Genomic DNA, 13759 nt, shown 5'->3' with positions numbered 1-13759 from the left:
ATGCGTTAGAGGTTTTTTATAACCCATAACTCGATTGTATCCACTATGTTGTGACTATTTGGCGGAATAATGGAATAAAAACCATTGCGAACGCGGTCAATTTTATGTTACCGTCCGCCTCAATCTCGGACTGTGTTTTCTGGGGGATACGCGTGGTGAACATTCAAGCTGATTGCGGCACCACGTAGGGTAGGTATCAGTAAGCCTTTTGCTGATAGACGGGATACTCTTGCTGTGGAAACAGCATGTGAATGGGAAACCCAACATTGAACTCACTTAACTTACACACATTAATCATCAGCTTTGTGCTTCCTCTATGCCCTGTTTATCAAGACAGTAGCATAACCGAACCTTGATTCTCTGTTTTAGTGATTTGCCATTTACGTTAATGGTCCGTATTCCGAATGTGTCTTACGACAGCATCGGAAATTTTGCTATTTGTCATTTTTCCTCGTACGACGATGAACAATGGACAGAATTTTAACCATTTCAAGGGGACGAAGATGAGTACAGCCTTTGAAGTCGATAACACTATCGCAACCTGTTTTTCCAACCAAGTACCTATACTAGATGGTCTTTATGATCTGACGCCTGATCAAGTGTTGCTTGATCAAGCCGAACATGAATCTGCAGTACGTTCTTATCCACGTCGCTTACCGATTGCGATTAAACAAGCTTTTGGCTGTTTAGTGGAAGATACTCGTGGACAGCTTTTCCTCGATTGTTTAGCTGGCGCAGGAACCCTTGCGTTAGGTTATAACCATCCTGAAATCAATCAAGCGTTGAAAGACCAGCTAGACTCTGGCTTGCCTTATCAAACCTTGGATATAGCGACTACGGCAAAAACCCATTTTATTAAAACAGTGAAAGGATTTTTACCGGCGGAACTTGCTGAACAATGTGTTATTCAATTTTGTGGTCCTTCTGGTGCAGATGCCGTCGAAGCCGCGATTAAATTGGCTAAGCAAACGACTGGCCGCAATACCATGTTTGCGTTTCGTGGCGCTTACCACGGCATGACCAATGGTACGATGGGCATGATGGGTAATCTCAATACCAAAGCACGTCGTACTGGTTTAATGTCCGATGTGCATTTTATGCCTTTCCCATACAGTTTACGTTGTCCGTTTGGTCTCGGTGGTGATGAAGGTGCCAAAGCCAGTATTCGTTACATCGAGCGACTATTAAATGACGATGAAGCTGGGATCATGAAACCCGCTGCGATCATTGTGGAGCCAGTACAAGGCGAAGGTGGGGTTATCCCTGCGCCAGCGTTTTGGCTACGTGAATTGCGCCGTATCTGTGATGAACATGGTATTTTACTGATTTTTGATGAGATTCAGTGTGGCGTAGGTAAATCGGGTTATCACTTCGCGTTTGAAGAATCAGGCATTATTCCTGATGTACTTTGTTTATCAAAAGCGATTGGTGGTGGTTTACCCATGTCGATTTTGGTCATCAATAAACAGCACGATACATGGCGTCCAGGTGAACATACGGGTACTTTCCGTGGCAACCAATTAGCGATGATTTCCGGTGCTAAAGCATTAGAAATTATTGCCCGCGATAATTTGGTTGAACATGCCAATATTGCTGGCCAATACCTACGTATGGGATTGGAAAATATTCAACGCCGTGTGAATTGCATTGCCGAAGTGCGTGGTAAAGGCCTCATGCTGGGCTTAGAGATTCAAGACCCAAGTGGTGAGCTGAACAAATTTGGTGAGCCTAAATCGGCACCACAATTAACTTTAGCCATTCAACGTGCGGCATTAGAACGCGGATTAATTGTTGAGAAAGGTGGACGTGATGGTTCGGTCATTCGCTTCTTGCCACCGTTGATCATCTCTTTCGAGCAAATTGATTTTGCTCTGCGAGTCCTAGAAGAGGCGATTTTGGCGGCTGGTGGTTGCTTGAAAGATCCTGAAGCTGCGAATGACCAGTGGAAAAAGCACTTTATCCATACTGGACATTTAGGTAGTCAAGAATTTGCTCAAGTAATGAATCACACCACAGCGGCAATGAAAGCGGTGTTTGAGCAAGTTAATGCACCTTATTCAGGTTTAGAGCCAAAACTGCTTGAAAATGCGATTAACGCGGTTGATCTGGATAATAAAAATGCCTCTTTGCGCGATGTTATTTCGGACACCGCAGAGCTGATCGCTAAAAACTCGATCATTGTTCAACATCCAGACTGTATTGCTCACTTGCATACTCCGCCGTTAATGCCATCGGTGGTGGCTGAGGCGATCATCGCGTCACTCAATCAATCAATGGATTCTTGGGATCAGTCCTCGGCGGCAACATTTGTTGAGCAGAAAGTCGTTGATTGGATGTGTGAAAAATACCAGTTAGGCGCTCAAGCGGACGGTATTTTCACCAGTGGCGGCACGCAAAGCAACCAAATGGGCTTGATGTTAGCTCGTGATTGGATTGCCGATAAATTAAGTGGCCATTCAATTCAAAAGCTTGGCCTACCTGACTATGCCGATAAGCTGCGGATTGTGTGTTCGAAAAAATCACATTTCACGGTGCAAAAGTCCGCTTCTTGGATGGGTCTTGGCGAAAAAGCTATTCTTGCTGTGGATGCACTGCCGAATGGTACGATGGACGTCACGCAGCTAGACACTGTGATTAATCAAGCGAAAGCGGAAGGTTTAATACCTTTTGCTATTGTCGGCACCGCTGGCACAACTGATCATGGTGCGATTGATGATTTAGTGGCGATTGCTGATGCAGCTCAACAACATGATATGTGGCTGCATGTTGATAGTGCTTATGGCGGTGCGCTGATTTTGAGCAGCCATAAACAGCGTTTAAGTGGTATCGAACGCGCTCACTCTATTAGTGTCGATTTCCATAAGCTGTTTTTCCAAACCATTAGCTGTGGTGCTTTGCTACTGAAAGACAAGCATAACTTTAAGTATCTGCTTCATCATGCGGATTATTTAAACCGTGAACATGATACTTTACCGAATTTGGTCGACAAATCGATAGCAACAACCAAGCGTTTTGATGCTTTAAAAGTATTTATGACCATGCAAAACGTGGGACCACAGCAAATGGGTGCCATGTATGATCATTTACTTGAGCAAACTCAACAAGTGGCTCAGTTAGTTCGTCAGCATGACGCTTTTGAACTGTTAGCTGAACCTTGTTTATCTACCGTGTTATTCCGCGCGGTAAACACACAAGCGTCTGATTTAGATGAACTGAATAAAACCGTTCGTCTGCAGGCCTTGGTACGCGGTGTCGCTGTACTTGGCGAAACCATAGTGGATGGCAAAACGGCTTTGAAATTCACAATCTTGAACCCATGCTTAAAGATTTCAGATTTTGAATCTTTACTGGCTAAAATTGAAACTCTAGCGGTTGAGCTAGCGAAATAAAGGTAACGGATACTATGTCAATTCTACAGATTGGTGCGGGCGGTGTTGGTTGGGTAGTTGCTCATAAAGCAGCACAAAACAATGACGTACTGGGTGATATTACCATTGCTTCTCGTTCTATCGGGAAGTGTGAGAAGATCATTGAATCCATTAAAGGTAAAAATAACCTTAAAGATTCGACTAAGAAGCTAGAAGCTCGCGCAGTGGATGCTGATGATGTTGCAGCTTTGGTCGCCTTGATCAATGAGGTGAAGCCAGATTTAGTCATTAACGCTGGTCCTCCTTGGGTTAACGTCACAATTATGGAAGCTTGCTACCAAGCGAAAGTCTCTTATTTGGATACTTCAGTGGCTGTTGACTTATGCACCGAAGGGCAGCAAGTACCAGAAGCTTATGATCCACAATGGGCGTTTCGTGAGAAGTTTAAACAAGCAGGCATTACCGGTATTTTGAGTGCTGGTTTTGATCCAGGTGTGGTTAGTGTGTTTGCGGCTTATGCTGCTAAACATTTATTCGATGAAATTGATACCATCGACGTGTTAGATATTAACGCAGGCGATCACGGTAAAAAATTCGCGACTAACTTTGACCCAGAAACTAACTTGCTGGAAATTCAGGGCGACTCTTTCTATTGGGAAGATGGCCAGTGGAAAAGCGTTCCTTGCCATACTCGTATGCTGGAGTTCGATTTTCCTAATTGCGGTAACTTTAAAGTCTATTCAATGTCACATGATGAGATCCGTTCGCTGCAAGAATTTATTCCAGCAAAACGGATTGAATTCTGGATGGGCTTTGGCGACCGTTATCTGAATTACTTTAACGTAATGAAAGATATTGGTTTATTGAACCCAGAGCCACTAACTTTGCATGATGGGACCGTAGTGAAACCACTGCAAGTATTGAAAGCCATGTTACCCGATCCAACGTCACTCGCACCGGGCTACACGGGATTAACTTGCATTGGTACTTGGGTACAAGGCAAAAAAGACGGTAAAGAGCGCAGTGTCTTTATCTATAATAACGCTGATCACCAAGTGGCTTACAAGGATGTTGAGCATCAAGCGATTGCTTACACGACGGGTGTACCTGCGATTACCGCTGCGCTACAGTTTTTCCGTGGTGAGTGGGCACAAGCTGGTGTGTTCAATATGGAGCAGCTAAACCCAGATCCGTTCTTAGAAACCATGCCATCGATTGGTTTGGATTGGGATGTGATAGAGCTAGAACCGGGTCAACCAGAGATTAAAATTCTCAAGTAATTAGCACGATAGTTTTGGGATTATTGGGTAAATCACCCAGTTCCAAGACTGGATAACACGATGCTCAGTTCAGAGATGTAAACATGCAGTGTGTTTAAAACAGCGGTTACTTGGTAGCGGCTGTTTTTTCCTTTTTAGGATATTTCCAGTGGTTTAAGCCATTGGATATGAACAGGAATAAAATCAAATGCAAAAGAGTGAATTAAACACCCCTTACTTCATGATCGATGAAGCGAAGTTGATCGCTAATTTGGAAATCGCTAAGCGTTTAAAAGAGCGCTCAGGGGTTAAATTGGTGCTGGCATTGAAATGCTTCTCGACTTGGGGTGTGTTTGACATTATTAAGCCTTATCTTGATGGCACTACCAGCTCAGGGCCATTTGAAGTCAAGCTAGGTTATGAGAAGTTTGGCGGTGAAACACACGCTTACAGTGTTGGTTACAGTGAGCAGGATGTAAAAGAAGTCGCTGATATTTGCGATAAGATGATCTTTAACTCTCAATCTCAGCTGGCCGCTTATCGCCATTTGGTAGAAGGTAAGGCATCGCTAGGTTTACGGTTGAATCCGGGAGTGAGTTATGCGGGGCAAGACTTAGCCAACCCTGCTCGTAAATTTTCTCGTCTCGGTGTGCAGTTTGATAAGCTAGATAGCAGCGTTTTCGACACTATCAATGGTGTGATGTTTCACATGAACTGTGAGAACAAGGATGTAGACGCATTTATTGCGTTGCTTGATGCTATTTCTGAAAAGTTTGGTGTTTATCTTGATAAACTCGACTGGGTAAGTCTTGGTGGTGGCGTATTCTTTACTTGGCCGGGCTATGATGTGGATAAACTCGCCGATGCGCTGAAAGCGTTTGCTGATAAGCACAAGGTGCAGTTGTACCTTGAACCGGGCGAAGCGATCATTACCCAAACGACCGATTTAGTCGTTACCGTTGTTGATATCGTGGATAATGAGATGCAAACCGCGATTGTTGATTCGGCGACAGAAGCGCATCGTCTTGATACTTTGATTTATCGCGAACCAGCATCGGTGCTTGAAGCCAATGAACAGGGTGAACATGAGTATGTGATTGGTTCTTGCTCTTGTCTTGCTGGTGATCAGTTCTGTGTTGCCAAGTTTGCTGAGCCATTACAGATAGGTCAAAAGCTGCATATTATGGATAGCGCCGGTTATACCATGGTGAAGCTGAACTGGTTTAATGGCCTAAAAATGCCATCAGTGTATTGCGAGCGTCGTGATGGACAAATCATTAAGTTAAATGAGTTTGGTTATCAAGACTTTAAACGTTCTTTATCTCAGTGGTCGGTTTAATCGCTGATTACTTAGTACTAAAAATGAGCATTGAAAAAGTAGGGAGGCTTCTGGCCCCCCTCTATTCTCTGTGTGATTTTTAAGATTCTAACATTACCCGAGTATCTTCACTGAGTGCTTCCAGCTCTTTGATGACATCTTCAATTCTAATTTCGGCCGGTAAGCGGATAGCCATGGTTGAACTAAATAGGCTTGAGCTCACGCCACCGCCGGTTGCTAAAAACACTCGCTGACAATCCATATCAAGAATATTGATCCCTTGCCCATCAAGTAAATGGGTGATTTCATTGACGATCCCAAACCGATCATTCGCATCTAAGCGGACATGATAAATTTGCTCTTCTTGGTTTGTTTGTGCTTCACAATCAATAATTTGTACCAGCAATTCAGAGTGAGACTGAAAGGCGGACTTCACTATGTCCGCGTTGTTTTGCGGTACTTCAATTTTAATTACTGCAGCAACTTGATTGTCAATAAAGTTAACTTTACTGATTAACCATTTACCTTCATTTTCATGAGTGATCGCCGCTAATTGTTTGATCGTTGCGGCGGTGGCTGTGCCAACAAAGTTTACGATAAAAGTACTGTTCATTATGACCTCCTAGCATAGCCTGAGCGCTTATGATTAGTGTAGGAGGTTCTGATGAATAAAAATTGAGGTGGGTCAATATTTGCAAAAAGGACATCGATCAAGGTCTGATAATTCTATTTATTACTGCACAGTTATTCGGTCAGGTGGCCTTTAGCGAAAAAATCACCCGGAACATTACCTTAAAAAGAAATTTTAAAATCAACACCATAGAACTGACGGTCGTATTTCGCACCGGAATCGAGAGCAAATTTAGCGGCATTGCTGTCGCCAAACCAAGGTGTACTTTGGAAAGTCACTTCAGCGCTACCTCCCCAAGCATCGCTAACCCAGCTGTGAATATGCCCTACAGGATTTAATAGGAAGAGGCTGACGCTACCTAAACGTTGAGAGCCAAATACTTCACCACCATTGGCGACAATATCTTGCTCTTTTTCAAACATCAGTTCGCCGACCACGGCTCCAAAGAAGGGGGTAATAAACAGATCTTGCCAAGAGGGCACTTCCGCAAAGGCTTCAACGCCATATTCCCAAAAGAAGCTCGACATCGTGGCCGAATACAGAAAAGACTCAAATTCATTAAATCCAGCATGTCTTGCTGCGGTATAGTAAACACCACCAAAATAAGGGTGCATAATATAATTCAGAAAATGCTCATCGCGATCCCATGTTGGCCCAGAAGTGACATTGTCTTTCCACTTTCGGCCTAAACCACTCAGATTACGATCCTCTTCATCCCATTTAGTGATTGATTCAGGAAGCAGAGTCATCAATCCTACCGTCGCAACGCTGAGTCCTAATATGGTGTATGTTTGACCTCTTAAATATGCCCAGTCTCGAGTATCTGAAATCGTTAAATAACGAGGCAAAGAAGGATCTTCAGCTTTGAGTGTCGGTTGTTGCTGTAATGGTGTAACAAAAGTGAGTTGCGAAGGAACTACGGCTTCTGGCTGATGACAAACGACTTGTAGACAGTCGACATTATAAGATAACTCTATATGTTGGGGCATTTGATAGTACGCCGCATTGGCATAAGAAGTGCAAGATAATAGCAATGCAAGACTATATTTTTTAGGCACAAAACGCTCCAATCATTAAATAACTAATTGTTGATAGGGTAAAGCGGTTAAGTTTTCAGCTCGCTCAACACACTCAATGGCTATAAAAAGGTAATTATCCATGAAAATGCTCGTGATGAAAATGATCAATAGGTTTATTCATCGAACGACTAATGATTTGCGTGCATTTTCAGCGTTCAAGTATAGCTTGGTTCGGATTAAAGCATCTAACCAAGTATATCTAATGCTATCGGTTGGTTATACTGATAGCCATAATGAAAAATAAGTACTCAAATAAGGTCAAACTATGCTCAAGATAGCAATGTTAAGTACTGGAGAAGAGGTATTGCATGGTGACATCGTCGATACCAATGCAGCTTGGTTATCACAGCTATTTTTTGAAAATGGTTTTAGTCTCACTAAGCGTTCGACGGTAGGGGATAGCCAGTCTGCTTTAGTCGAAGAGTTATTGATGCTGAGCTTCAATAATCAGATCGTTATTGTGAATGGTGGGTTAGGTCCAACCAGCGATGATCTCAGTGCAGCGGCAGCAGCGCAAGCCGCAGAACAAAGCTTAGTCCTATTTCCAGAATGGGTTGAAGTCTTACAACGTTTTTTTGCTCAGCGCAAAAAAACTATGCCAGACAGTAATCTTAAACAGGCGATGCTGCCAGAGAAAGCGATTCTGATTGATAATCCAATTGGTACCGCTTGTGGATTTAAATTGTCTATCAATGATTGTTGGTTTTACTTTACTCCCGGAGTGCCAAGCGAATTTAAGTTAATGGTGCAGCAAAAGATTTTGCCTGACTTAAAACAGCAATTTCCGCAACACATCGGTTTTGAGTGCAGCAAACTGTATACTTTTGGTAGCTCGGAGTCTGGGCTTTCCGATAAGCTTGAAAAGTTACAACTTCCACAAGGCTATCAACTTGGCTATCGCTCGTATCTGCCATTTATTGAAATTAAACTTTTTGGTCCAGCGAATGATTTAGCAACCCGCGTTAGAGTATTACAACTGATTCATTCACATATTGAAGCTTATGTGGTGAGTGTTGATGAACCGATGCTTACGCATATTGGTCATCTGCTAAGAGATAAAAAACTGTCATTATCGATAGCTGAGCAAGCAACTAAAGGATGGCTTTCCTATTGGTTACTCAGTGATGAACAGATTGCTCGCTTAAGTGGCCACAGTTGGATATTGAGCTATAGAGCAGAAGCTGGATTAAGTGAACAAGAGCCTCTTGCTGCGGTATTTGCGTTGGCGGGAGCGACAAAAGAGAAGTGTGCTACAGATCTGGCGTTAGTGAGTGGCCCCCTGCAAGACGATACGTTTTGTGTGGCTTTATCGACTCCTCATGGGGAGTGGGCTCAACAATTGACATTTAATCGTACTTATTCTGCAGGCGATCAAAAACAGCTGATCGCAACCATTGCGGGGGATATGCTACGCCGCTATTTGTCGGCGAAGCCGATATTTGCTCACTATAGCAGCGTCACGAACCTGAAAGAGCTGCATTTACCAGCCAGCATGCTCAATAAATGATCTTTTCGATCAGATAAGGCTGTGATTTGCCAACTTATTACTAGAGATGTTTTAGATAAGCCGCAGTATGCTTAATTAGTCTAAATAGTAACCGTTTGATTTACTGGTCCTTGCCTATTTTGCTGAAAAAATGATCGACCCAACGAGTGAATTTGTCTGTAGACTAACAACTCGCTCGATTCATTTCGGCAGGAGGCTGGTATGTTCCATCAATCTAAAATTCTCGTTTGGTATAAAGTCGCAAGTCAAAAAGTGATCTTAGGTGAGGCGTTAATTCACCAACATCAAGATGTGGTTTCACTTTGGCTACATACCCCAATAGAAGAGCCGAATAGAGAGGATTGCTCACCTGATCACTATGGTTATCAATTGTCTCTATTTGATGATGGGGGAAGGGAGATTGCGCAAAAAACCGTATCAGGAAGTACCGTTGATCGGTTGTTATTTGGTATTAAAGCCAGCGCATAACGCTTGCTGGCTTAGGATAAGCAAGAGAAATTAAGCGCGCTTGGCTTTTGGGCGATAATTCACCCCAACCAGCTCAAGTGCGCTTTTAGCTTTGCAGATACAAGGTAGAATTTCATTACCTTGCGTATAAGCCATCGCAAAACCAACATATTCCACTTCACCAGAAACGAGGGTACAGCGGCACGCGCCACAGTGCCCGTCTCGGCAGTTATATTCAGGCTCTAACCTCGCTTGTTCCATGCTTTCTAGCAGCGTATTAGAAGAATTAGACTCAATGGTTACGGTATTGTTGATTTTGATACTGGCCATTACAGTTGGAAATCCTCAAAGTCATCAGCATTAACTTCATTGTCAATTTGACCGACTAAGTAGGAGCTTATCTCCGCTTCTTGTGGCGCCACTTGAACATTATCAGAAGATAGCCACGCATTAATCCAAGGGATCGGATTACTGGTTGCTTTTGGATAAGCGGGTTCTAAACCAACAGCTTGCATGCGGATATTAGTAATGTATTCAACATATTGGCATAATATGTCGCGGTTTAAACCAATCATTGAACCATCTTTAAACAAATACGCTGCCCACTCTTTTTCTTGTTCAGCGGCTTCTTTGAACAAATCAAAACATTGCTGCTTACATTCTTCAGCGATTTGCAAGAAGGTGAAATCATCCAATCCGTTACGCAGAAGATTAATCATATGCTGTGTACCGGTCAGGTGTAAGGCTTCATCACGAGCAATCAATTTAATGATTTTCGCATTCCCTTCCATCAGCTCACGTTCGGCAAACGCAAATGAACAGGCAAAACTAACATAAAAACGAATCGCTTCTAACGCGTTAACCGACATCAAGCAGAGATAAAGCTTTTTCTTTAGATCAATCAGGCTAACGTTAATGGTTTCACCATTAAGCTGGTGTTTGCCTTCACCAAAACGATGATAGTCATTGGTCGCTTGGATTAAGTCATCGTAGTAATGGGCGATGTCTTTTGCGCGTTTAAGGATATGCTCATTTTCAACAATATCATCAAATACAACCGCAGGATCATTGATGATATTACGGATGATGTGCGTGTAAGAGCGAGAGTGAATCGTTTCAGAAAATGACCACGTTTCAATCCATGTTTCAAGCTCAGGTAATGAAACTAACGGAAGGAGAGCAACGTTTGGGCTGCGTCCTTGAATAGAATCGAGCAGAGTTTGATATTTTAAATTAGAGATAAAAATATGTTTTTCGTGATCGGGTAATTTACCGTAGTCGATTCGGTCGCTGGATACATCGACTTCTTCTGGTCGCCAGAAAAAACTTAATTGTTTTTCGATCAGTTTTTCGAAAATTTCATATTTTTGCTGGTCATAACGAGCAACGTTGACTGGTTGACCAAGAAACATAGGTTCTTTTAATTGGTCATTTTTTTTCTGAGTAAAAGTGCTGTAAGCCATAATGGTTTCATCCGTTTAGCCTCTTACGGTGTAAGAGGCATACAAATTATCAGTGAAATAACATGCCAAAAAGTTGTTTAGATTTTGCATCCGCCGCCAGCGCAATCATCGTCTTGTGATTGTACGGCATCTTTTTGATCATCTTTAGCGCCATCACGCGTGTTATGGTAGTAAAGAGTTTTCACGCCATACTTATACGCAGTGAGCAGATCTTGGAGCAATTTTTTCATCGGCACTTTACCAGAATCGTACTGGCTTGGATCGTAATTGGTGTTTGCTGAAATCGCCTGATCAACGAACTTCTGCATAATACCGACTAAATGTAGGTAGCCATCATTAGAGCCAATATTCCATAACAACTCATAATTTTCTTTAAGCTTGGTAAACTCAGGAACGACTTGTTTAAGAATGCCATCTTTAGATGCTTTAACCGAGACATAGCCGCGTGGTGGCTCAATACCATTGGTCGCGTTGGAGATTTGCGATGATGTTTCAGATGGCATTAAAGCAGTCAGGGTTGAGTTACGTAAGCCAAACTCCATGATCTCATTGCGCAAACCATCCCAATCGTAATGCAATGGTTCATCACATAACGTATCAAGATCTTTTTTGTACGTATCAATTGGTAGCAGACCTTTAGCGTAGTTGGTCTCGTTGAAGGCAGGGCAGCGGCCTTGCTCTTTCGCTAACAATACTGAAGCCTTGAGCAAATAATATTGCATTGCTTCAAAGGTACGATGCGTTAAACCATTCGCACTGCCATCTGAATATTTCACGCCATGTTTTGCCAAGTAGTAAGCGTAGTTAATCACGCCCACCCCTAATGTACGACGGTTCATGGTCGACTTGCGAGCTGCCGGCAGTGGATAATCTTGATAATCCAACAGGGCATCCAATGCACGTACCACTAATTCAGCTAGCTCTTCGAAATCATCCAGTTTTTCTATTGCGCCGAGGTTAAAAGCTGACAACGTACAGAGCGCGATCTCACCGCTATCGTCTTCTACATTCGTCAGAGGTTTGGTCGGTAGTGCAATTTCTAAACAGAGATTCGATTGACGCACAGGGGCAACGCTGGCATCAAATGGACTGTGAGTATTGCAGTGGTCAACGTTTTGTATGTAGATACGACCAGTTGATGCTCGTTCTTGCATGAGTAGTGAGAAGATTTCTAATGCTTTCACGGTACGTTTTTTGATACTAGGATCATTTTCATAGCTAACGTACAGACGCTCAAATTCCTCTTGATCTTGGAAGAAAGCATCGTATAACCCAGGTACATCAGACGGTGAGAAGAGCGTAATATTGCCACCTTCCACTAAACGTTTGTACATCAGTTTATTAAGCTGAACGCCATAGTCCATATGACGAACACGGTTTTCCTCGACCCCACGGTTATTTTTCAGAACCAATAAGGATTCGGCTTCACCATGCCACAAAGGATAAAATACCGTTGCTGCACCACCACGAACGCCACCTTGTGAACAGCACTTCACTGCCGTTTGGAAGTATTTATAAAATGGAATACAACCCGTATGGAAGGCTTCACCACCACGAATTTCAGAACCTAATGCGCGAATGCGTCCAGCATTAATGCCGATCCCCGCGCGTTGTGATACGTAACGGACAATCGAACTTGCCGTCGCATTTATCGAGTCGAGGCTATCACCACATTCAATCAATACACATGAGCTGAATTGGCGAGTTGGAGTACGCACACCGGACATGATCGGTGTTGGGAGTGAAATTTTAAAGGTCGACGTCGCATCGTAAAAACGTTTCACAAAATCAAGACGTGTGGCTTTGGGATATTTGGCGAATAAACAAGCGGCAACGAGAAGGTACAAAAACTGTGCACTTTCGTAAATTTGTCCAGTGACTCGGTTTTGTACGAAGTATTTGCCTTCCAACTGTTTGACGGCAGCGTAAGAAAAATCTAAATCACGTCGATGGTCGATAAACGTATCCATTTGTGCAAATTCTTCGGCGCTATAATCTTCAAGTAAGTGGCTATCATACTTACCTTTTGCGACCATTGCAGAGACGTGATCATAGAGCGCAGGTGGTTCATATTGACCATAGGCTTTTTTACGTAGATGGAATACCGCGAGCCTAGCGGCAAGATACTGGTAATCTGGCGTCTCTTCAGAAATCAAATCAGCGGAAGATTTGATGATTGTTTCATGGATATCAGAGGTGGTGATCCCATCATAAAACTGGATGTGAGCGCGCAGTTCTACTTGTGAAACGGAGACATTATCCAGACCTTCGGCGGCCCATTCGATTACGCGATGAATTTTATCTAAATCGATATTTTCTTTGCGTCCATCACGCTTGGTGACAGTAAGTTGTTGGTTCATTCTGCTTTATTTCCCTAACAAAACTGATAAAAGCCGTGTTTTGGTGTAATTATTGTAAATCAAACGTTGGCTTTGTGATAAAAATCGCCCTACAGCCAGTGGTGAGAAACACTATATATAGGGGTGTATCAGTGTTCGGGTTACAAGATAGTGCTATCTAATCATTAATGCAAGTTACAGAACTTGCACATATTGTGGATAACCTGAGAAATAAAAAAATTCAGTTAGTAGCTACTTACCGACAATCAAAGGGTAGATTTAATGGTAAAAAATCTGCCTTTGCAGATTGCTTTTTTACTAACCAAGCTTAAAAAAAAATGACTTGAT

The 13759-nt window shown here is 42.8% G+C and carries 10 protein-coding genes; 5 read left to right on the top strand and 5 right to left on the bottom strand.

Annotated features, from left to right (window positions below):
* Positions 1-503 precede the first annotated feature (503 nt).
* From AACS00_RS07740 to nspC, 3 genes are all read left to right on the top strand, one after another.
* Entirely contained in the window at positions 504-3389 is a 2886-nt protein-coding gene (locus AACS00_RS07740; RefSeq protein WP_110167014.1) for a pyridoxal phosphate-dependent class III aminotransferase, read from the top strand.
* Positions 3390-3403: 14 nt separating this feature from the next.
* Positions 3404-4648, top strand: coding sequence for a carboxynorspermidine synthase (locus AACS00_RS07735; RefSeq protein ID WP_110167013.1), 1245 nt, complete (start codon positions 3404-3406; stop codon positions 4646-4648).
* Positions 4649-4835: 187 nt separating this feature from the next.
* Positions 4836-5966, top strand: a complete 1131-nt coding sequence (gene nspC, locus AACS00_RS07730; RefSeq protein ID WP_110167012.1) for a carboxynorspermidine decarboxylase — start codon at positions 4836-4838, stop codon at positions 5964-5966.
* 79 nt (positions 5967-6045) lie between these two features.
* Here nspC and AACS00_RS07725 read toward each other — a convergent pair whose 3' ends face one another.
* Complete coding sequence (locus AACS00_RS07725; protein ID WP_004395364.1) at positions 6046-6558, bottom strand: glycine cleavage system protein R; 513 nt, start codon at positions 6556-6558, stop codon at positions 6046-6048.
* A 179-nt stretch (positions 6559-6737) separates the two neighbouring features.
* Positions 6738-7634, bottom strand: a complete 897-nt coding sequence (locus AACS00_RS07720; RefSeq protein ID WP_072669442.1) for a DUF3943 domain-containing protein — start codon at positions 7632-7634, stop codon at positions 6738-6740.
* 286 nt (positions 7635-7920) lie between these two features.
* Here AACS00_RS07720 and AACS00_RS07715 point away from each other — a divergent pair, with 286 nt between their 5' ends.
* Positions 7921-9162 (top strand): CinA family nicotinamide mononucleotide deamidase-related protein, encoded by a 1242-nt coding sequence (locus AACS00_RS07715; RefSeq protein ID WP_110167011.1) that lies wholly within the window; start codon positions 7921-7923, stop codon positions 9160-9162.
* A 201-nt stretch (positions 9163-9363) separates the two neighbouring features.
* On the top strand, positions 9364-9630 hold the full coding sequence (locus tag AACS00_RS07710; RefSeq protein ID WP_072669440.1) for a 30S ribosomal protein S6 modification protein: 267 nt from the start codon (positions 9364-9366) through the stop codon (positions 9628-9630).
* A 30-nt stretch (positions 9631-9660) separates the two neighbouring features.
* Here AACS00_RS07710 and yfaE read toward each other — a convergent pair whose 3' ends face one another.
* The 3 genes from yfaE to nrdA form a co-directional block, all read right to left on the bottom strand.
* Positions 9661-9939: a class I ribonucleotide reductase maintenance protein YfaE gene (gene yfaE / locus AACS00_RS07705; protein ID WP_110167010.1), complete on the bottom strand. Its 279-nt coding sequence runs from the start codon at positions 9937-9939 to the stop codon at positions 9661-9663.
* Positions 9939-11072: a class Ia ribonucleoside-diphosphate reductase subunit beta gene (gene nrdB, locus AACS00_RS07700; protein WP_072669438.1), complete on the bottom strand. Its 1134-nt coding sequence runs from the start codon at positions 11070-11072 to the stop codon at positions 9939-9941. The genes yfaE and nrdB overlap by 1 nt, the downstream gene beginning before the upstream one ends.
* Positions 11073-11149: 77 nt before the next feature.
* Entirely contained in the window at positions 11150-13432 is a 2283-nt protein-coding gene (gene nrdA, locus AACS00_RS07695) for a class 1a ribonucleoside-diphosphate reductase subunit alpha (protein ID WP_110167009.1), read from the bottom strand.
* Between the last annotated feature and the right edge of the window lie 327 nt (positions 13433-13759).

The organism is Vibrio sp. 11986-1-5 (assembly GCF_963878025.1).
GTDB lineage: Bacteria > Pseudomonadota > Gammaproteobacteria > Enterobacterales > Vibrionaceae > Vibrio > Vibrio injensis.
This window is presented reverse-complemented; position numbering and strand designations above follow the sequence as displayed.

Bases quoted from the DNA above. Each gene is read 5' to 3' on its own strand.
- AACS00_RS07740 (WP_110167014.1), top strand. From the start codon at position 504: ATGAGTACAGCCTTTGAAGTCGATAACACTATCGCAACCTGTTTTTCC.
- AACS00_RS07735 (WP_110167013.1), top strand. From the start codon at position 3,404: ATGTCAATTCTACAGATTGGTGCGGGCGGTGTTGGTTGGGTAGTTGCT.
- nspC (WP_110167012.1), top strand. From the start codon at position 4,836: ATGCAAAAGAGTGAATTAAACACCCCTTACTTCATGATCGATGAAGCG.
- AACS00_RS07725 (WP_004395364.1), bottom strand. From the start codon at position 6,558: ATGAACAGTACTTTTATCGTAAACTTTGTTGGCACAGCCACCGCCGCA.
- AACS00_RS07715 (WP_110167011.1), top strand. From the start codon at position 7,921: ATGCTCAAGATAGCAATGTTAAGTACTGGAGAAGAGGTATTGCATGGT.
- AACS00_RS07710 (WP_072669440.1), top strand. From the start codon at position 9,364: ATGTTCCATCAATCTAAAATTCTCGTTTGGTATAAAGTCGCAAGTCAA.
- yfaE (WP_110167010.1), bottom strand. From the start codon at position 9,939: ATGGCCAGTATCAAAATCAACAATACCGTAACCATTGAGTCTAATTCT.
- nrdB (WP_072669438.1), bottom strand. From the start codon at position 11,072: ATGGCTTACAGCACTTTTACTCAGAAAAAAAATGACCAATTAAAAGAA.
- nrdA (WP_110167009.1), bottom strand. From the start codon at position 13,432: ATGAACCAACAACTTACTGTCACCAAGCGTGATGGACGCAAAGAAAAT.